19 protein-coding genes and 1 pseudogene are annotated in these 19,422 nt (G+C 70.8%); 14 read left to right on the forward strand and 6 right to left on the reverse strand.

Translation table 11 applies throughout. The annotated features are described in order from the left end of the window. Positions 1-42 precede the first annotated feature (42 nt). The 6 genes from ACIA5D_RS15365 (at position 43) to ACIA5D_RS15390 (ending at position 5,784) form a co-directional block, all read left to right on the forward strand. Entirely contained in the window at positions 43-1,077 is a 1,035-nt protein-coding gene (locus tag ACIA5D_RS15365) for a LacI family DNA-binding transcriptional regulator (RefSeq protein WP_396030541.1), read from the forward strand. Between the two features lie 16 nt (positions 1,078-1,093). Further along, positions 1,094-2,437 (forward strand): ABC transporter substrate-binding protein, encoded by a 1,344-nt coding sequence (locus ACIA5D_RS15370; RefSeq protein WP_396030542.1) that lies wholly within the window; start codon positions 1,094-1,096, stop codon positions 2,435-2,437. Between the two features lie 28 nt (positions 2,438-2,465). Continuing rightward, on the forward strand, positions 2,466-3,434 hold the full coding sequence (locus tag ACIA5D_RS15375) for a carbohydrate ABC transporter permease (RefSeq protein WP_396030543.1): 969 nt from the start codon (positions 2,466-2,468) through the stop codon (positions 3,432-3,434). Next, positions 3,434-4,273 (forward strand): carbohydrate ABC transporter permease, encoded by an 840-nt coding sequence (locus tag ACIA5D_RS15380; RefSeq protein WP_396030544.1) that lies wholly within the window; start codon positions 3,434-3,436, stop codon positions 4,271-4,273. The genes ACIA5D_RS15375 and ACIA5D_RS15380 overlap by 1 nt, the downstream gene beginning before the upstream one ends. 4 nt (positions 4,274-4,277) lie before the next feature. Further along, positions 4,278-4,862, forward strand: a complete 585-nt coding sequence (locus ACIA5D_RS15385) for a hypothetical protein (RefSeq protein WP_396030545.1) — start codon at positions 4,278-4,280, stop codon at positions 4,860-4,862. A gap of 556 nt (positions 4,863-5,418) precedes the next feature. After that, positions 5,419-5,784, forward strand: a complete 366-nt coding sequence (locus ACIA5D_RS15390) for a hypothetical protein (protein ID WP_396030546.1) — start codon at positions 5,419-5,421, stop codon at positions 5,782-5,784. A gap of 640 nt (positions 5,785-6,424) precedes the next feature. On the opposite strand, the gene ACIA5D_RS15395 is transcribed toward ACIA5D_RS15390, so the two are convergent. Further along, the gene (locus ACIA5D_RS15395) at positions 6,425-7,432 is read right to left on the reverse strand and encodes a sugar phosphate isomerase/epimerase family protein (protein WP_396030547.1); all 1,008 of its coding nucleotides are present in this window, start codon (positions 7,430-7,432) and stop codon (positions 6,425-6,427) included. A gap of 10 nt (positions 7,433-7,442) precedes the next feature. Next, positions 7,443-8,612, reverse strand: a complete 1,170-nt coding sequence (locus tag ACIA5D_RS15400) for a Gfo/Idh/MocA family protein (protein ID WP_396030548.1) — start codon at positions 8,610-8,612, stop codon at positions 7,443-7,445. Between the two features lie 102 nt (positions 8,613-8,714). Between ACIA5D_RS15400 and ACIA5D_RS15405 the strand changes: the two genes are divergently transcribed. Continuing rightward, positions 8,715-9,728, forward strand: coding sequence for a LacI family DNA-binding transcriptional regulator (locus ACIA5D_RS15405; RefSeq protein WP_396030549.1), 1,014 nt, complete (start codon positions 8,715-8,717; stop codon positions 9,726-9,728). Here the strand turns inward: ACIA5D_RS15405 and ACIA5D_RS15410 are convergent. The 4 genes from ACIA5D_RS15410 to paaI are packed head-to-tail and all read right to left on the reverse strand — an operon-like array spanning position 9,725 to position 13,224. After that, the gene (locus tag ACIA5D_RS15410) at positions 9,725-10,921 is read right to left on the reverse strand and encodes a glycoside hydrolase family 3 N-terminal domain-containing protein (protein ID WP_396030550.1); all 1,197 of its coding nucleotides are present in this window, start codon (positions 10,919-10,921) and stop codon (positions 9,725-9,727) included. The two genes, ACIA5D_RS15405 and ACIA5D_RS15410, sit on opposite strands and share 4 nt — an antisense overlap. A gap of 11 nt (positions 10,922-10,932) precedes the next feature. Continuing rightward, positions 10,933-12,249 carry a phenylacetate--CoA ligase PaaK gene (gene paaK / locus ACIA5D_RS15415; protein ID WP_396030551.1) on the reverse strand — a complete coding sequence of 439 codons (1,317 nt, stop codon included), beginning with the start codon at positions 12,247-12,249 and terminating at the stop codon, positions 10,933-10,935. A gap of 10 nt (positions 12,250-12,259) precedes the next feature. Then, positions 12,260-12,847: a TetR/AcrR family transcriptional regulator gene (locus ACIA5D_RS15420; protein ID WP_396030552.1), complete on the reverse strand. Its 588-nt coding sequence runs from the start codon at positions 12,845-12,847 to the stop codon at positions 12,260-12,262. Then, a complete protein-coding gene (paaI, locus tag ACIA5D_RS15425) occupies positions 12,844-13,224 on the reverse strand; it encodes a hydroxyphenylacetyl-CoA thioesterase PaaI (protein ID WP_396031002.1) in 381 nt (126 codons plus the stop codon). Before paaI ends, ACIA5D_RS15420 begins: the two co-directional genes overlap by 4 nt. A gap of 132 nt (positions 13,225-13,356) precedes the next feature. Between paaI and paaN the strand changes: the two genes are divergently transcribed. The 7 genes and pseudogenes from paaN to paaD all read left to right on the forward strand — a co-directional run bounded on the left by paaN (position 13,357) and on the right by paaD (position 19,422). Beyond that, entirely contained in the window at positions 13,357-15,051 is a 1,695-nt protein-coding gene (gene paaN, locus ACIA5D_RS15430) for a phenylacetic acid degradation protein PaaN (protein WP_396030553.1), read from the forward strand. A gap of 36 nt (positions 15,052-15,087) precedes the next feature. Then, positions 15,088-15,825 carry an enoyl-CoA hydratase/isomerase family protein gene (locus ACIA5D_RS15435; RefSeq protein ID WP_396030554.1) on the forward strand — a complete coding sequence of 246 codons (738 nt, stop codon included), beginning with the start codon at positions 15,088-15,090 and terminating at the stop codon, positions 15,823-15,825. Beyond that, positions 15,822-16,697, forward strand: a complete 876-nt coding sequence (locus tag ACIA5D_RS15440; RefSeq protein ID WP_396030555.1) for a 3-hydroxyacyl-CoA dehydrogenase family protein — start codon at positions 15,822-15,824, stop codon at positions 16,695-16,697. The genes ACIA5D_RS15435 and ACIA5D_RS15440 overlap by 4 nt, the downstream gene beginning before the upstream one ends. Continuing rightward, positions 16,694-17,605 (forward strand): annotated as a pseudogene (gene paaA, locus ACIA5D_RS15445) (1,2-phenylacetyl-CoA epoxidase subunit PaaA); the annotation flags it as partial. The gene ACIA5D_RS15440 and the pseudogene paaA, both read left to right, overlap by 4 nt. Before the next feature lie 116 nt (positions 17,606-17,721). Continuing rightward, on the forward strand, positions 17,722-18,018 hold the full coding sequence (gene paaB / locus ACIA5D_RS15450; RefSeq protein WP_396030556.1) for a 1,2-phenylacetyl-CoA epoxidase subunit PaaB: 297 nt from the start codon (positions 17,722-17,724) through the stop codon (positions 18,016-18,018). A 7-nt stretch (positions 18,019-18,025) separates the two neighbouring features. Next, positions 18,026-18,934, forward strand: a complete 909-nt coding sequence (gene paaC, locus ACIA5D_RS15455) for a 1,2-phenylacetyl-CoA epoxidase subunit PaaC (protein WP_396030557.1) — start codon at positions 18,026-18,028, stop codon at positions 18,932-18,934. After that, entirely contained in the window at positions 18,931-19,422 is a 492-nt protein-coding gene (paaD, locus tag ACIA5D_RS15460; protein WP_396030558.1) for a 1,2-phenylacetyl-CoA epoxidase subunit PaaD, read from the forward strand. Before paaC ends, paaD begins: the two co-directional genes overlap by 4 nt.

Raw genomic sequence — 19,422 nt, forward strand, 5'->3', positions numbered from 1 at the left:
GTCAGTGACCGTCGCCACACAGCCGGTACGGGAGGTCAGAGCGTGTCCGTCACCATTCGCGATGTCGCCCGCGCGTCCGGCGTGCACATCTCCACGGTGTCGCGCACGTTCTCGGCGCCGCATCTGGTCAACCCCAACACCCGCAGCCGGGTGCTGGCCTGCGCCGAGGAGCTGGGCTACCGGCCCAACCGGGCGGCCCGCGCCCTGATCACCGGCCGGACGTACAACATCGGCCTGATCGTCGCGGACATCGCCAACCCGTTCTTCCCCCCGCTGATCAAGGCCGCCGAGAGTCAGGCCCGCAAGCACGACCACCACATCTTCGTCGCCGACACCAACGAGGACCCGGCCGTCGAGGAAGAGGTGGTCAAGGCCCTGGCCAAGCAGGTCGACGGCGTCCTGATCTGCAGCCCGCGGATGAACAACGCGCTGATCGAGCAGCTCAGCCGCGAGGTGCCGCTGGTCGTCGTCAACCGCCAGATCGCCGGCATCCCTGCCGTCGTGATGGACGTGGCACAGGGCGCCCGGCTCGCCGTCGAGCACCTCACGTCCCTGGGGCACCGCAACATCGCGCTGCTCAGCGGCCCGCGCGGCTCGTGGACCAGCCGGGAGATCCGGCGCTCCGCGACCGCCACGGCCCGGGCCGGCCGCGCCGAGCTCACCGTCATCGGGCCCAACCCGCCCACCGAGGTCGGCGGTCTCACCGTCGCCGAGGACGTGCTGCGCGCCGGCGCCACCGCCGTGCTCGCCTACAACGACCTGATGGCGATCGGCCTCATCGAGGGGCTGTTCTCCGCCGGGGCGCGGGTGCCCGAGGACGTCAGCGTCGTCGGAATAGACGACATCATGCTCAGCCGGCTCACCCGACCGAAGCTGACCACGGTGGCGACACCCACCGCCGCCGCGGGTCGGGCGGCCGTCGACATGCTGCTCGCGCATGGCGACGACCGTCGTTCCACCGCACACCTACACCTGCAGACCGAATTGGTCATTCGCGACTCGACGGGGAAGGGCCCGGGTCCGCACAGCCCTGCGGACCCGGGCGACGTGAACCTCCCCGAAGGTGTCGCCTCCTAAAAAGGAGCCAACCGTCATGGATCCCTTCACGAGGAGCGCCACGCCCGATCAACCTACCCCGGCGTTCCGTCGCTCCCGCCGCCGCCTGCTCGCGGCCGTACTCGTCCTGCCCCTGGCCCTCGCGGTCGCGGCCTGCGGCGGAGACGGCGACTCCGGCGGCAGCGGGTCGAACGACAAGGTCGAGCTCTCCATCTTCTGGTGGGGCGCCGATGCCCGCGCCGAGCTCACCGAGAAGGCGCTGGACCTCTACACCCAGAAGCACCCGAACGTGACGTTCAAGAAGACCTGGCAGGCCAACCAGGGCTACTACGACAAACTCGCCACGCTCACGGCCGGTGGCAACGCGCCCGACATCTTCCAGATCGACGACAACGCCATCTCGGAGTACGCGAGCCGCGGCGTCACGCTCGACCTCACCCCGTACACCTCGAACGGCAAGCTCGACGTCAGCAAGTTCCCGAAGAGCCTCAAGGAGTACGGCGAGGTCGACGGCAAGCTGTCCGGCGTCGCCATGGGCGAGAACACGCAGGGCCTGGTGTACGACAAGACCCTGATCGACAAGTACAAGCTGCCGGCGCCGACCACCGGCATGAGCTGGGAAGACTTCATCAAATGGGCGGCCGCGGTCTCCAAGGCGTCCAAGATTCCGGGTACGCAGGACCCCAGCGCCATCTACCAGGCCCTCTGGGTCTACCTGCGGCAGAACGGCAAGGACCTCTACAAGGACAACCAGATCGCCTTCGACGAGGCCGACATCGCCAAGTGGTTCCAGATGTGGAAGGACGCTCGCACGACCGGGGCCACCCCGACGCCCGACGTCGTCCACGAGGGCAACGACTCCAGCGTCAGCAAGCAGCTGGTGGTGACCGGCAAGGCGGGCACCTCCTGGGTCTGGACCAACCAGATGCCCGAGCTGAAGAAGAACACCAAGAGCGAGCTCGGCCTCATCGCGTACCCCGGTGACACCAGCGCCCAGTGGGCCCGCGCCTCGCTCTACTTCTCGGTGTTCCGCGGCAGCCCGCACAAGGACGCCGCGGTCGACGTGGTCAACTTCCTGGCCAACGACCCCGACGCCGGCAAGATCCTCGGCACCGACCGTGGCCTGCCGCCGAACCTCGACGTCCGCAAGCAGGTCGAGGCGACGGTGACCGACCCGAACATGAAGCAGACCATCGAGGTCCAGAACGAGCTCGGCACCAAGTTCGGCCCGACCACGCCGAGCGTCCCGCCGAAGGGACACAGCAAGGTCAAGACCGAGCTGATCAGGATCGCCGAGGAAGTGACCTACGGACGCCAGACCCCCGAGGCGGGCGCCACCGCGTTCGTCACCGCCGCCAAGGCGGCCATCGGGCAGAGTTAGAGGAACCCTTTCCGTGACGATGGCTCAGATGCCGGTCCGTCCGACCGAGCCCGTGCCCCCGGTTCCCGCCGCTCCGCGGCGGGGCCGGGCGGCCCGCCGGCGCCGCCGGGAGGACCTGGCCGGTTACGTTTTTCTCTCCCCATGGCTGCTCGGGCTGCTGGGGATCACCGCGATCCCGATGCTGATCTCGCTGTACCTCAGCTTCACCGACTACAGCCCGCTGATCTCGGTGACCGAGGCGCAGTGGGTCGGCCTCGACAACTACCGGCGGATGTTCACCGCCGACCCCTCCTACTGGCACGCCGTACGCGTCACGGTCACTTTCGCCGTGGTCGCCGTGCCGCTCAAGCTCGCCGCCGCTCTCGGCGTGGCGATGCTGCTCAACAAGGCCATGCGCGGCATCGCGCTGTTCCGCGGCCTGTTCTATCTGCCGTCGCTGCTCGGCGGCAGCGTGGCGCTGGCCATCGTGTGGCGCAGCATGTTCAACGCGGACGGCGCCTTCAACGAGTTCTTGTCGTTCTTCGGCATCCAGGGCAAGGCCTGGGTGAACGACCCGACCTGGGCGCTGCCCACCCTGATGCTGCTGGCGATCTGGCAGTTCGGCGCCCCGATGGTAATCTTCCTGGCCGGCCTCAAGCAGGTGCCGTCCGAACTGTACGAGGCGGCCTCGGTCGACGGCGCCAACGCGTGGCGGCGCTTCGCGCACATCACGCTGCCGATGCTGTCCCCGGTCATCTTCTTCAACCTGGTGCTGGAGACGATCCACGGCTTCCAGGGCTTCACGTCGGCGTTCGTGCTCAGCAACGGCACCGGCGGTCCGGTCGACTCCACGCTCATGTACACGCTGCACCTCTACAACGCGGGCTTCGTCGAGCTGAACATGGGATACGCCTCCGCGATGGCATGGGTCTTCCTGCTGGTGGTCGGCGCGATCACCGTCGTGCTGTTCAACACCGGCCGGTTCTGGGTGCACTACTCCGACTCCGAGGAGAAGTGATGCGCCCTTCTTTGCCTGTCGTGCGTTTGGTCGTGCTGATCCTCATTCTGGCGGCCGTGCTGTACCCGCTGTTCTGGATGATCGGCACGTCGTTCAAGTCGCAGGAGGAGATCGCCAGCAACATCGGCCTGTTCCCGCAGCAGTTCACGCCGTCGAACTTCGTCGAGGGCTGGAACAAGTTCGACGAGCCGTTCGGCCGGTTCTTCCTCAACAGCGCGCTGGTGGCCTCGCTGACCGTGGTCGGCAACACGGTCTCCTGCCTGCTGGCCGCCTACGCCCTGGGCCGGCTGCGATTCCGGCTGAGGGGATTCTGGTTCGCCATCATGATCGGCACCCTGCTGCTGCCCGGCCACGTGCTGATCATCCCGCAGTACATCCTGTTCCGGACGCTGGGCTGGGTCGGCGGCGACTTCCCCTACCTGCCGCTGCTCGTGCCGCACTTCCTGGCGACCGAGGCGTTCTTCGTGTTCCTCATGGTCCAGTTCATGCGCGGCATCCCACGCGAGCTGGACGAGGCCGCGGTCATCGACGGCGCCTCGTCGTACAGCGTCTTCCGGCACGTGGTGCTGCCGCTGAGCCGCCCGGCCCTGGTCACCACGGCGATCTTCTCGTTCATCTGGACGTGGAACGACTTCTTCCGGCAACTGGTGTACCTGTCCGACCTCAAGGACTACACCGCGCCGGTCGCGCTGACCCTGTTCATCGACTCGACCAGCGAGAGCTCGGTCGGCCCGATGTTCGCCATGTCCCTGCTCTCGCTGGTGCCGGTCTTCCTCTTCTTCGTGGCCTTCCAGAGGCTGCTGGTCGAGGGCATCAACACCAGCGGCCTGAAGGGGTAAGCCGATGCCACACGATTGGCGCGACTCCCTGCGCCTGGCCGCCGACCTCGCCCTGCTCGGCATCGTGGTGACATTGCTGTCGCTCCCGCTGTTCACCGCGGGAGCGGCGGTGGCCACGGGCAGCCACGCCATCCGCCACCTGATCACCAACGGCCGGTGGCCTTCGTTCATCGACTGCTGGGCGGTCTTCCGCGCCCGCCTGGTCCCCGGCCTGGTAGCCGGCCCGGCGGTGGCAGCCGGCACGGTCCTGGTCCTGCTGGACATCTCCGGCCTCCGCCGCGGCGCCGTCCCCGGCGGCGGCCCGGCGCTGGTGGTGGTATTGACCGCGGCGGCGCTCGTCGCGGGATACGTAGCGCTGGTAGCGGTCAAGGCCGGGACAACCAGCCGTGGCGCCGCCCGCGCGGCGCTCGCCCTGGCCCTGAACCGCCCGCTGACCGCGATCGCCGCCGCGGCGGTGCTGGCGGTGGCGGCCGTGCTCGCCGCCCTGGTGCACCCGGCGCTCGTGCCGGTGCTGGCGGGTTACGTGCTCTTCGCCCTGCACGTGGTGACGCCGAAGGTAGCGGGCCACCGCCTGACCCCGACGGCGTAGGTGGCGGGCGGCCGCCTGACCCCGACGGCGTAGGTGGCGGGCGGCCGCCTGACCCCGACGGCGTAGGTGGCGGGCGGCCGCCGACTTCGATCGCGTAGGTGTGGCGGGCCGGCGCCTGGCCCCGACGGCGCAAGGGTGGCCGGCCGGCGGGTCACCCCGGCGGCGCGGCGGACCAGAGCTCGGCGAGCAGCGGGTTGACCCGCGCCGGGCTGCTCGAATGGCCCCGACCGCGACGGTCGGGAGGTTCGAGGGGTGGCCCGCGACCTTCGTGATTCCATTCCTGTGACTGCCGACCGCGACGCGAATGGTGCCGGCCGACCCCGATAACGCTCGGCCGGAATGTGCCGATCCGGTCGGCCGTGCCCATTGGCAGAAATGTCTCGGAATGGTGTTCAGATCTGCGGGATGTCGTTACGAAAACACCGCCTGCTGAATGGCGCTTCCGGTGGTTGAATGCAGCACGTGTCGCTTGCTGCGCGGTAGGCGGTCGTGGTGTTGACGTGCAGTCTGGTGTGTGCTCGGCGTTGGGCTGAGTTGTCGGTTGTACCGCGCGTGGGTGGCGCTGGGCAGAGGCCGCCGCCGGCGCGCGGTCCCGCTCCGATCGGCGCTCGACCTGCTCACCGGCCGGGTGCTCCGCCTGCTCGTTCGCCTTCCCAACCCGCTCGCCAGCAGGGCGTGCCACCTGCTCGTTCGCCTGCCCAAGCTGCTCGCCCACCGGGCGTGCTACCCGCTCCTTCGCCTCGCCAACCTGCTCGCCCGCCGGGCGTGCCACCTGCTCGTTCGCCTGCCCAAGCTGCTCGCCCACCGGGCGTGCTACCCGCTCCTTCGCCTCGCCAACCTGCTCGCCCGCCGGGCGTGCCACTTGCTCGTTCGCCTGGCCAAGCTGCTTGCCGGCCGGGCGCGCCACCTGCTCCTTCGCTGAGCCGTGGCCGTGGCCGGCTGGGGAAAGCTGTGCCGCGGGCGACGGCGGACGACCTGCTCGGCTGGGCCCGGGCGTCGGATGCGCGTCGCCGCCGTGCAGGCGGCGTAGCTTCTGGGTGTGCCGTTGAGCAAGGCCCCACTCGCGATGCCGGGCATGCTCCCGGCGGAACTCTTCCGCCGTCGGAGAATAACGGCGCGACCGAGTTCGGTCGCGCATTTCCGCCACTTGGGACCTGGTGAAGAACTCTAGCTGCCGCACCTCTAGATTGTCCCACTTCAAGAATCCGGCGGTAAGCTGAAAATCGCAGTGGATCGTGCCAACTTCGCTCGGCTCGAGCAATTAATATCAGGGACCTTCTGCGGCCTTCCCGAAATGGCGGCGATGGCATCGATCAAGGGCGACGGGAGGCACTCACCGCGAGCGGGCAGGCGCCGAGCCATGGCAACACGGCCCGGCCATTGCCACACCGCGACCGGGCAACCGCCAGGCCGCGGCGGCCGCACCGTGGCGTTCGCGGGACGGCGGCGGCCGGGCCGTGGCGTTCGCGGGACGGCGGCGGCCGGGCCGTGGCGTTCGCGGGACGGCGGCGGCCGCGCCGTGGCGTTCGCGGGACAGCGGCGGCGGCCCCGCTGACGAAATGTCAGCTGACGCCGGCCGTGCGGGCGGCTGCGAGCAGGTTTTCGGCGGCCTGGCGCAGGCCCTCGACCTGGTCGAGCTCGGTGTCTTCGTGCTCGATGTTCACGGCCATGTCGGGGTCGATCGCGTGCAGCGCGCGCAGGAACGGGGCCCAGAACTCGTCGGTGCCGTGGCCGCGGCCCACCGCCACGAACTGCCACGACGGACTCGACGGCCACTGGTTGAGGGTGTTGCGGCCGCCGAGGTTGAGCGGGTTGCGGTCGGCCGGCGTGCGGGTGAAACGGTCGTCGAGGACGCCGAAGAGGCGGACGTTCTCCGCGTTGATCCGGGTGTCCTTGGCGGCGGCGTGGAAGACCAGGTCGCCCAGGTGCTCGACGGCGGCGACCGGGTCGATGCCCTGCCAGAACAGGTGACTTGGGTCCATCTCGGCGCCGATGTGGGTGGCGTGGGTCTTCTCGACCAGCCGCTCGAGCGTGGGCGGGTTGAAGACCAGGTTGTGCGGGTGCATCTCGATGCACACCTTGACGTCGGCGTCGGCGGCGCGGGCCTGGATGTCGGCCCAGAACGGGATGGCGACGTCGTTCCACTGGTGGTCGAGGACGTCGAGCCACTGGCTGTCCCACGGATTGACGACCCAGTTGGCCGCGGTGGAGCCGGGGTGGCCGCCGGGCAGGCCGGACATGGTGACCACGCGCTTGACGCCGAGCAGCGCAGCGAGATCGATCGTGCGGCGGAGGTCGGCTGCGTGGCGCGGGCCCACCAGCGGGTTGGGGTTGAGCGGGTTGCCGTTGACGTTGAGCCCGGTCAGCGTGATGCCGGCCTGGGCGAAGCGGCCCAGATAGTCTTCCCGGGCGGCGCGGCTGGCCAGCAGATCGTCGATCGGGATGTGCGGCGCCCCGATGAAGCCGCCGGTGTTGATCTCGGCGCTGGTCAGGCCCAGCTCACCGAGGATCTTCAGGGTCTCGTCGAGGGAACGGTCGTGCAGGCAGGCGGTGTACGCGCCGAGTTTCACGGGGATCTCCTCAGAGCTGGGAGGGCTTGTCGGTGGCGGACACGACCGCGTCGAGGACGCGCAGGTTGTGCAGGCCATGAGCCATGTCGGGGCAGGGCGGCAGGGTGACCGCGCCGGCGATCTGGTCGAGGAACGCGCGGGCCTGGTAGACGAAGAAGTCGTTCTGCCCGTGGCCGACGGTGGGGAAGTCCATCGGCAGGCCCTGCGCGATGTAGGGATGCCAGGGGCCGATGAAGACCGTGCGCACGCCGTTGACCGAGGGCTCGGGCGTGGCGTCGGCGATCGTGAACTCGGCCGGGCGGGTCAGGTCGAACGAGGCCGTGCCGTTCTCGCAGAACAGGTCGATGCGCAGCGTGTTCGCGTGGCCGAAGGCGACCCGGGACAGCGAGAACGTGCCGACCGCGCCCGACGAATAGGAGGCGGTGAAGGTGCAGACGTCTTCGTTCTCGACCGGGACTCGCTCGTCGCTCACCTGGACGCCGCCGGCGTGCCCGACGGCCACACCCAGCGGCCGGGGCCGGTCTTTCACCAGCGTGGCCATGGTGGTGCCCTGGACGGCGACGGTCTCGCCGCAGAAGAACTCGGCGAGGTCGGCCATGTGGCTGCCGATGTCGGCCAGCACGCCGCTGCCGGGGCCGCCCAGATAACGCCAGCTCATCGGCCGCTGGGGATCGTAGCCGTAGTCGCACCAGTAGTTGCCGACGAAGTGCCGGACCGGGCCGAGGACGCCCTCGACCTGCTGTTTGATCGCATTGATCGCGGGGGAGCGGCGGAAGGTGAAACCGACCGCGTTGACCTGGCTGGGGGCGGCAGCCGCCGCCTCGACCATGGCCTGGGCGTCGGCGACGGAGGGCGCGAGCGGTTTCTCGCAGAGCACGTGCTTGCCGGCGGCGAGAGCGGCCTCGGTGATCTCGCGGTGCAGGCCGTTGGCGACGGCGACGCTGACCGCGTCGATGTCGGGGGACTCGACGACGGCGCGCCAGTCGGTCTCGGCGCGGGCGAAGCCGTAGCGGGCGGCCGCGTCGGCGGCGAACGGCTCGTGCAGGTCGGCGACCGCGACCAGGCGCGGCGCGGGGAGATCGAGGCCGAAGACGGTGGCGGCGTTGCGATAGGCGCTGGCGTGGGCGCGGCCGACCATGCCGGCCCCGATCACCGCCACACCGATGGACGGCTGGGTCATGAGGGGACCTCCGGGTGAGGGGATCTTTTAAAGCGCTTTAAGTTCCCTGTACTATCTTTGTCGATCTCGATGTGTGTCAAGTGCCTCACGGGGAGTGATTCAGTGGATCAGCGACCGCGCCTGGCCGACGTCGCCGCCCGCGCCGGCGTGTCGACGGCATCGGTGTCCCTCGTTCTCCGCGGCGCGCCGGGCCCGAGCGCCGAGACCCGCGAGCGGGTGCTGGCCGCCGCCGCCGACCTGGCCTATCGCGCCGACCGCACGGCCAGCCTGCTCGCCCGCCGCCGCCGTCACCTGCTCGGCGTGTTGCTCGACGTGCGTAACCCGTTCCACGCCGAGCTGGTGGAAGAGTTGCACGCCGAGGCCGACAAGGCGGGCTACGAGGTGGTGCTCTCCACGCTGACCCGCGACCGCGACGAAGCCCGCGCGATCGAAACCCTTCTCGACTTCCGTTGCGAGGCGCTGATCCTGCTGGGCCCCGACGCCTCCGATGCCACGCTCGGCACGCTGGCGGCCCAGGTTCCGTGCGTGGTGGTGGGCCGTCCGGTCGGCGACGCCGACGTCGACGTGGTGCGCCCGGCCGAGGACGTCGGGGTCGACGCGGCGCTCCATCATCTGATCGCTCTCGGACACAGCCGCATCACCTTCGTGGATGGTGGCCGCGGCGCCGTCGCGGCGGCGAGGCGCCGCGGCTATCGGCGGGCGATGCGGCGGGCCGGGCTGGTCGCCGAGGTACTGCCGGGCGATCACACCGAAGAAGGCGGCGTACGGGCGGGGCGCCGTATCGTCGCCGAGCATGTGCTGCCCACGGCCGTGGTGACCTCCAACGACCGGCTCGCGGTGGGCGTGATGGACGCGTTCGTCCGGGCGGGCGTGGACGTTCCGGGTCAGGTCTCGGTGATCGGGTACGACGACAGCACCCTGGCCCGCCTCGCCCACATCGACATGACCTCGGTCAACCAGGACGCGCCCGCCCAGGCCCGCCACGCCGTCGAGGCCGCCGTCTCCCGCCTCGACGACGGCCGCACTCGTCGCATGGAGACGGTCCTGGTGCCGCATCTGGTCGTCCGCGGCAGCACCGCCCCGCCCAGACCCGAGTACGGGCCAGGTGGCGCCTAGCAGCGGAGCAGCCCCGCCCTCTTCTTGGCCTCGAGCACGTGCCGGGCCGCGTCGCCGACCCGCGCCCGGAATGCGGCGTCGTGTTCGGCCCGGTCGATCAGGGCCCCCGCCATCGGCGCCGCGTCCGACGGCCTGATCGTCAGCACCACGTCTCCGCCGGCGGCGACGAACCGCACCGCCCGCTGCCCCACCGGCACCGCGCTCACCGCGCCGGCGGCGCCGAGGTCGTCCGACATGATCAGCCCGCGGAACCCGAGCCGCTCCCGCAGCAGCCCCGTGACGATCGGCCCGGAGAACGCGGCGATCGCCGAGGGGTCGAGCCGCGGATACTTCGCCGACGACATCATCACCGCGGCCGACCCCGCCTGGAGGCCGGCCTTGAACGGCGCGAGGTACGGATCATTTACGGTCGCCGTGGTGTCGACGGCCCTGGTCGACGTGTCGGTGTTTGCTCGCACCCGTCCGAGCCCGGGGAAGTGCTTGAGCACGGTGAACACGCCCACGTCCTGGCTGGCGGGCACCACGGTGCGGATGTCGGCGGCGACCCGCGCCGGGTCGGAGCCGAACTGCCGGTGCCAGTAGCCGATGGGCGGGTTTCCCTCGCCCAGCGACGCGGGCACGGTGTCGGCCACCGGCGCGAGGTTGATGTTCACCCCGATCCCGGCGAGGCGGCGCGCGCTGTCGCGGGTCGTGTCGCGCAGCGCCGACGGTGAGCCCGCGCCCAGCTTTTCCGCCGACGGCAGGAGCGGGAAGTCGGCGCCCTTGAGGGTCTGCACGTTGCCGCCTTCCTGGTCGAGCGAGATCAGCAGCGGCAGCCCGGCCCGCTTCTGCAGTCCCGCGATGCCGCCGCGCAGCGACGCCGCGCTGCGCGTGCTGCGCCCGTGCAGGAAGACGCCGCCCAGCTGGTACCGGCGCACGGTGTCGCCGAGACCGCTCGGCGCGTCGACCGAGGTGCCGACCATCAGCACCTGGCCGGCCCGCTGGGCGAGCGTGAGCCCGTGGAGCGTGCGCGTGACGCAGTCGGCGCTCGGCGCGGGCGACGGCGCCGGCGAGGGTGTGGGCGATGCGGAAGGTGACGGCAGCGCGGCCGAGGTGGGCACGGTGGACGGCGCGGACTCAGGCTCGGGCGGCGGCGAGGTGCTGCACGCGGCCAGAGCGAGCACGGCACTGCAGGCGATCACACGGGTGCGCATCGCAGGCAACGCTAGCCCGTCGACGCACCCCCGCGAAGGTCGACGATGCGCCGCATCTTGCCCATCGAACGTTCCACCCCATCGGGTTCGATCACTTCCACCCGTACGGAAACGCCGATGTTGTTCTTGATCGCGGTGACCAGATCGTGGCCCGCTTGCGTGGCCACCGCGGGATTGGCCTCGGCGCGCCGCTCCACCTTGACCGTGAGCGCGTCGAGACGGCCGTCGCGGGTGAGCACGCACTGGAAATGCGGCGCGAGCGCGGGCGTACGGAGGATGAGCTCCTCGATCTGGGTGGGGAAGAGGTTGACGCCGCGGAGGATGATCATGTCGTCGGTGCGGCCGGTGATCTTCTCCATGCGGCGCATCGGGCGCGCGGTGCCGGGGAGCAGCCGGGTGAGATCGCGCGTGCGGTAGCGGATCACCGGCATGGCCTGCTTGGTCAGCGACGTGAAGACCAGCTCGCCGGCCTCGCCGTCGGGCAGGACCTCGCCGGTCAGCGGATCGATGATCTCGGGATAGAAGTGGTCCTCCCAGATGTGCGGGCCGTCCTTGGTCTCGATGCACTCGTTGGCGACGCCGGGGCCCATCACCTCGGAAAGGCCGTAGATGTCGAGCGCGTGCATGTCGAGCCGCTCCTCGATCTCGCGGCGCAGATCTTGGGTCCAGGGCTCGGCGCCGAAGATGCCGACCCGCAGCGACGTGCCGCGCGGATCGACGCCCTGCCGCTCCATCTCGTCGACGATCGCCAGCATGTAGCTGGGCGTGACCATGATGATCTCGGGTTCGAAATCTTGGATCAGGCGGACCTGGCGCTCGGTCATGCCGCCGGAGACCGGGATGACCGTGCAGCCCAGCTCTTCGGCGCCGTAGTGTGCGCCCAGACCTCCGGTGAAAAGGCCATATCCGTACGCGATGTGCACCCGATCGCCGGGCCGGCCACCGGACGCACGGATCGAGCGCGCCATCAGTTTTGCCCATGTTCGCAGGTCGTCGCGGGTGTAGCCGACGACGGTGGGCTTCCCGGTGGTGCCCGAGGAGGCGTGCACCCGGGCGATCTGCTCGCGCGGCACGGCGAACATGCCGAACGGATAGTTGTCGCGCAGCGTCGCCTTGCCGGTGAACGGGAACTTCGCCAGATCGGCGAGATCGCGCAGGTCGCCGGGGTGCACCTGATGCTCGTCGAACATCTTGCGGTACTGCGGCACATTCTCGTACGCGTGCTGGAGCGACCATCGCAGGCGGCCGAGCTGCAGCTCGCGCAGCTCGTCGACGGAGGCGCGCTCGATCGGGTCCAGATCTTCGGGGCGGGGGGAGCGGTCCTGCACGGGTGACCTCCTAGAGGCGCAGTCCGTCGAAGGCGATGGCGGTGACGGCGTCGGCGATGGAGCCGGCGCCGCCGGGGCGGGGTTTGTACCACTCGGTCAGCGAGTTGACCATGCCGAGGAGCAGGCGGGCCGCGGTCGCCGGTTCGACATCGGGGCGAACGCCACCCTCGGCCTGTGCCTGTTTCACGAGCTCGGTGACAACGGCATCGAACTCGCGCCGGCGGGCGAGGGCATGCTGCTCGGCCTCGGTGTTGCCACGCACTCTCAGCAGAACCGTCACGAACTCGAAGCGCTCGGCCAGCACGATCACGCTGCGCCGGATCAGCCGCTCGAGGCGGTCGAGCGCGGGCACGTCGAGATCGCGCACCTCCTCGGCCGCTTCGAAGAGTCCGTCGAGCGCCCGGTCCATCGCCATCTGCAGCAACTGCTCCTTGCCGCTGATGTGGTGGTAGACGCTCGATTTCGTGATGCCGAGCGACTCGGCGATATCGAACATGCTGGTGGCGTCGTACCCGCGCTCGTTGAACAGGCGCACGGCGGCGGTCAGCACCGCGTCTTGATCATGGCCGGGGCGCCCGCGGCGTCGGGGCGCGGTCATGAGGCGCCCTCCGCGCCGACGGTGCGGCTGCGCCCGCGGAACTCGGCGACGATGTCGCCGTCGCAGGTCACGGTCACGTCGTAGATTCCGCTGCGTCCCGAGGTCGCTCTTTCTTTCGCGTACGCGATGAGCACGTCGCCCGCCCTCGTGGCGCGCAGGAACGAGATGTCGGCGCCGGCGGCCACGGTGACCGGGCCATGGCTGTTGCAGGCACACGCGAAGGCCGTGTCGGCGAGGATGAAGACGTACCCGCCGTGGGTCATGGCGTGCCCGTTGACCATGTCGCCGGTGACCGTCATCTGCACCGTGGCCTGCCCGTTCCCGGCGTCGAGCAGCTCGATGCCCAGGGATTTGGACGCGGTGTCGCGGCCGAACATGTCGTGCGCCGCCGTCTTCCCGGACGCCGCCGGCTTCCCGGAACTGGTGTGTGCCACCCTGACTCCCGAGGGTTGATTACCGACCGAACGGACGGTAGATAATGAGGAACAGCCAACCGCAATGGAGCGCAGATGACAACCCCCACCGAGTTGTACGAGACGCATCGCGAGCTGCTCGACCGGGCCATCAAGGCCGCGCGCGAGCGCGACTACTGGTCCGCCTTCAACGAGTCGCCGAGCAAGTCCGTCTACGGTGAGGACGCCGCGCCCTCGGGCGAGCGCGCGTTCACCTCGCTGCTCGGCAACACGTTCCCGATCGACGTGCCCGGCGCGGTGGGCACGGTCGCCACCGAGCGCTCGCCGTACGGCATCGAGCTCGGCGTGAGCTACCCCAAGGCCGACCCGCTCGCGTTGGTCGCCGCCGCCCGCGCCGCCACCCCCGCGTGGCGCGCCGCCGGGCCGTACGGCCGCGCCGGGGTCGCCGCCGAGATCATCAAACGCATCAACGCGCGCAGCTTCGAGCTCGCCCACGCCGTCCAGCACACCACCGGCCAGGCGTTCGTGATGGCGTTCCAGGCCGGCGGCCCGCACGCGCAAGACCGGGCGCTCGAGGCCGTGGCGTACGCGCTGGCCGCCTCCACCCGCATGCCGGCCGACGCCGGCTGGGCCAAGCCGCAGCGCGGCGCCGACCCGCTGCGCCTCGAAAAGACCACGACCGTGGTGGGCCGCGGCGTCGCCCTGGTGATCGGCTGCAACACGTTCCCCACCTGGAACAGTTATCCGGGACTGTTCGCGAGCCTGGTCACCGGCAATCCGGTGATCGTCAAGCCGCATCCGGGGGCGGTCCTCCCGCTCGCCATCACCGTGCAGGTCTGCCGCGAGGTGCTCGCCGAGGCCGGGCAGAACCCCGACCTGGTCACGCTCGCCGCCGAGGAGCCCGGCGACGGCATCGCGGCCACCCTCGCCACCCACCCCGACGTGCGCATCGTCGACTTCACCGGCTCCAGCGACTTCGGCAACTGGCTCGAGGCCAACGCGCGCCAGGCCGTCGTCTACACCGAGAAGTCCGGGCTCAACACGGTGATCGTCGACTCGACCGACGACTACAAGGGCGTGCTGCGCAACCTGTCCTTCTCGCTGTCGCTCTACAGCGGGCAGATGTGCACGACGCCGCAGAACATCCTGGTTCCCCGCGACGGCATCGAGACCGACGCCGGCCACAAGAGCTTCGACGAGTTCGGCGCCGACCTCGCCGGCGCGCTCGGCAAGCTGCTGGGCGACCCGAAACGCGCGGCCGGCACGCTCGGCGCGATCGTCAACGACGGCGTGCTGGGCCGGCTCACCGAGGCGGGCGCCTCGCCGTCGGTCGTGCACCCGTCGGCCGAGGTCGCCGACGAGCAGTTCCCCAACGCGACGATCCGCACGCCGGTGGTGGTCCGGCTCGACGCGGCCGACGACAAGGTCTACACCCGCGAGTGGTTCGGCCCGGTGTCGTTCCTCATCGCCACCGAGTCCACCCCGGCGAGCCTGGCTCTGTTCGTCGAGACGGTCCGGGCGCACGGCGCGCTGACGGCCGCGGTGTACTCGGCCTCGCCCGACGTGCTGGCCGCGGCCCGCGAGGCGGCGCTCGACGCAGGCGTCCACCTGTCGGAAAACCTGACCGGCGGCGTCTTCGTCAACCAGACTGCGGCCTTCAGCGACCTGCACGGCACCGGCGCCAACCCGGCCGCCACCGCCTCGCTGACCGACGACCACTACGTCACCGGCCGGTTCTTCGCCCTCCAGTCCCGCCATCACGTCCCGGCTCCGGAGTCGGCGGATGTCTGAGGTCCACCGGGTCGTGGCCATGGTCCTGGAGCGGCCGTGAGCACGGCGACGCTGCGCATCGAGGAGCTCGACGACCGGGTCGTGGTGACCCTGTCACGGCCCGCGGCGCGCAACGCGATCAACGCGGCGATGGTGCGCGAGCTGCACGACGTGTGTGCCGGGCTCGAGGAACGGCCACGGCTGCTGCTGCTCACCGGCGACGGGGGCACGTTCGCGGCCGGGGCCGACATCGGCGAGCTGCGTGAACGCGGGCGCGACCAGGCGCTCCAGGGCATCAACAGCCGGTTGTTCGACCGCATGGCCCGGCTGCCGATGCCGACCGTCGCCGCGGTCGACGGGTATGCGCTGGGCGGTGGAGCCGAGTTGGCGTACGCGTGCGACGTGCGCCTCGCCTCCCCGGCCGCCGTCTTCGGCAACCCGGAACCCGGCCTCGGCATCCTGGCGGCGGCCGGCGCCTGCTGGCGGCTGCGCGAGCTGGTCGGCGCGTCGGTCGCCAAGCAGGTGCTGCTGGCCGGCAAGCGGCTCGACGCCGACGACGCCCTCCGGTTCGGCCTGGTCACCGAGATCGTCCCGGCCGGCGAGCTGCTCAAGCGGGCGCACGCCCTGCTCGACCGGATGACGCGGTCGGGCCCGCTGGCGCTGCGGCTGACCAAGCTGGTCGCCGACGCGCCCGGCGGCCATCCGATCGCCGACGACCTCGCCCAGGCGATCCTCTTCGAGTCGTCCGACAAGCGCGACCGGATGGACGCCTTCCTCGCCGGAGGCCGCCCATGACCGACACCATCTCGCCCGCGGTGCCCAAGCTGGTCGGCGTGATCGGCGGTGGGCGGATGGGCGCCGGCATCGCGCAGGTCTTCGCGGTGGCGGGCTCGGTGGTGTGCCTCGCCGAGCGTGACCCGGCCGCCGCGGTCGCCTCCCGTGACCGGGTCGCCATGGGCCTGCTGCGCGCTGCCGAGAAGGGGAAGCTCGCCGAGTCGGCCGACGCCGTGCTCGAGCGGCTGGTCCTGGTCGACGCCGTGTCCGCGCTGCCGGCCGACGTCGACCTCGTCGTCGAGGCCGTGCCCGAGGACGCCGCGCTCAAGGTGCGGGTGCTGGCGGCGGCGGAAGAAGCGGTCGCCGAGCAGGCGGTGCTCGCCAGCAACACCAGCTCGCTCTCGATCGCCGGCATCGCCGGCGGGCTGCAGCGGCCCGAGCGGTTCCTCGGCCTGCACTTCTTCAACCCGGTGCCGGCCAGCAGCCTCGTCGAGGTCGTGATCGGGCCGGCCACCGGCGACGACACCGCCGGCGCGGCGCGTTCCTGGATCGCCGGGCTGGGTAAGACCGAGGTGGTGGTGCGCGACTCGCCCGGGTTCGCCACCAGCCGGCTCGGCGTGCTGCTCGGCCTCGAGGCGATCCGCATGCTCGAGGAAGGCGTGGCCGACGCGGCGTCGATCGACCGGGCCATGGAGCTGGGCTATCGCCACCCGATGGGCCCGCTGCGCTCCACCGACCTGGTCGGCCTCGACGTGCGCCTCGCCATCGCCGAGCATCTGCATCGCGAGCTGGGGGAGCGGTTCACGCCGCCCGCTCTGCTGCGCGACAAGGTGGCCCGGGGCGAGCTGGGCCGCAAGACCGGGCAGGGCTTCTTCACCTGGGAGGCATCATGAGCGAGCGGGTCTTCGCCGAGACCATAGAGAAAGACCAGCGGGTCGAGCCGCGGGACTGGATGCCCGACGGCTACCGCAAGACGATGATCCGGCAGATCGCCCAGCACGCGCATTCCGAGATCATCGGGATGCAGCCGGAAGGCGCGTGGATCACCCGGGCGCCGTCGTTGCGCCGCAAGGCGATCCTGCTCGCCAAGGTGCAGGACGAGGCCGGGCATGGGCTCTACCTCTACTCGGCGGCCGAGACGCTCGGCGCCGACCGGGGCGATCTCACCCGGCGGCTGATCGAGGGCCGGCAGAAGTACTCGTCGATCTTCAACTATCCGACGCTGACGTTCGCCGACGTCGGGGTGATCGGCTGGCTGGTCGACGGCGCGGCGATCTGCAACCAGGTGCCGTTGTGCCGCAGCTCCTTCGGGCCCTACGCGCGAGCGATGATCCGCATCTGCAAGGAGGAGTCCTTCCACCAGCGGCAGGGCTACGAGCTGCTGATGACCATGATGGGTGGCACGCCCGAGCAGCGCGAGATGGTGCAGGACGCGACGAACCGCTGGTGGTGGCCGTCGCTGATGATGTTCGGCCCGCCCGACGCCGACTCGCCCAACAGCGCGCAGTCGATGGCCTGGAAGATCAAGCGGCACAGCAACGACGAGCTACGGCAGCGATTCGTCGACATGTCGGTCCCGCAGGCCGAGGCGCTCGGCGTCACCCTGCCCGACCCGGCGCTGCGGTGGAACGCCGAGCGCGAGCACTACGACTTCGGCGCGATCGACTGGGTCGAGTTCAAGCGGGTCATCTCCGGCGGCGGCCCGATGAACGAACAGCGCATCGCCCACCGGCGGCGCGCCGACGAGGAGGGCGCCTGGGTGCGCGAGGCAGCCGCGGCGCACGCCGCCAAACGAGCAGCCGCGGCGCACGCCGCCAACCCAGCAGCCGCGGCGCACGCCGCCAACCCAGCAGCCGCGGCACACGCCGCCAACCCAGCAGCTGCGGCGCACGCCGCCATATCAGCGGAGGTGCGCGCATGAGCGACGAGATCAAGCACGAGTGGCCGTTGTTCGAGGTGTTCGTGCGGGCCAAGCGCGGCCTCAACCATGTGCACGTCGGGTCGCTGCGCGCCGCCGACCACGGAATGGCGCTGCACCACGCGCGTGACCTCTACACCCGGCGCAACGAGGGCGTCAGCATCTGGGTGGTCCGCTCCGACGACGTCGTCTCCTCGGGGCCCGGCGACAAGGACGCGTTCTTCTCGCCCAGCGGCGACAAGGTCTACCGCCACCCGACGTACTACTCCATTCCCGACTCGGTTCCGCACATCTGAGGCCGCCATGTCCTTCGACGACGACGCCTACGGCGCACTCACCGACCACGCGGACGACGCACGCTGGGCCTACGGCACCGGCTTCGCCGACCCCCTCGCCGGCGTGCCGACGGCCGTGCCCGACGGGGTCGACCGCGCCGGCCTGGCCACCTACTGCCTGATGCTGGGCGACGACGCCCTGGTCATGTCGCACCGGCTGCAGCAGTGGGTGACCCGCGCGCCCGAGCTCGAGGACGAGCTGGCCCTCGCCAACATCGGCCTCGACCTGCTCGGACAGGCCCGCCTGCTGCTCACCCGCGCCGGCGAGGTCGAAGACGCGGGCCGCGGCGAAGATGCGCTCGCGTATCTTCGCGACGCCGGCGCCTTCCGCAACGTGCGACTCGCGGAGCGCGACGACGACGACTTCGCCCACCTCGTGGCCCGGCTCCTGGTCTTCTCGTGCTGGCGCCTCGCGTTGCTCGACCGGCTTGCCGCGTCCCGCGACCCGGTGCTCGCCGCGATCGGCGCCAAGGGCGTCAAGGAGGTCACGTATCACCGGGAGTACGCGGCCCAGTGGGTCGTCCGCCTGGGCGACGGCACCGATCTCTCCCACCAGCGCATGCGCGCGGCAATCGACGCGATTCTGCCGCTGGCCGGCGAGCTGTTCGAGCCGCACGAGGTGGAGACCCGCCTCGCGGCCGCCGGCGTCGCGGTGGACCCGTCGCTGCTGCGCCCCGAATTCGACGCCGCGATGACCCAGGTCCTCGACGCGGCCACCTTGAGCTCGCCGTCCGGCCCGGCTGCGCCGACCGTGACCGGCCCGGCGGCGTCGACCGTGACCGGCCGCGGGCGCGACGGCGTCCACGGGCCCGAGCTCACCGAGATCCTCGCCGAGATGCAAGAGCTCGCGCGGGCGCTGCCCGGAGGTGTCTGGTGAGCGCCGCTGCCGACGTCGTCGCTACCGTGACCGACCCCGAGCTGCCGATGGTCACCCTCGCCGAGCTCGGCATCGTCCGGGACGTGCGCGAGGAGCAGGACGGCGTGGTGGTGGCGATCACGCCGACGTACTCGGGGTGCCCGGCCATGGAGGCGATCCGGGACGACATCGTCATCGCTTTGCGGGCGGCCGGGTTCGGGCACGCGGAGGTCCGTACCCAATTGTCGCCGGCCTGGACGACCGACTGGATCAGCGAAACCGGCAAGGCGAAGCTCGCCGCCGCCGGGATCGCGCCGCCCGGAGCGGCGCCTCGGCGATCCGCGGGACCGGTGCCGCTCGCGCTCGGCCTGCCCACGGAGTCCGTCGCGTGTCCGCAGTGTGGGAGCCCCACGACGGAGCGGATCTCCGCCTTCAGCGCCACCGCCTGCCGTGAGCTGCGGCGATGCCCGTCCTGCCGGGAGCCGTTCGAGCACATGAAGGAGATCTGA

Origin of the sequence: Actinoplanes sp. NPDC051513 (genome assembly GCF_044454685.1) — a bacterium.
GTDB lineage: Bacteria > Actinomycetota > Actinomycetes > Mycobacteriales > Micromonosporaceae > Actinoplanes.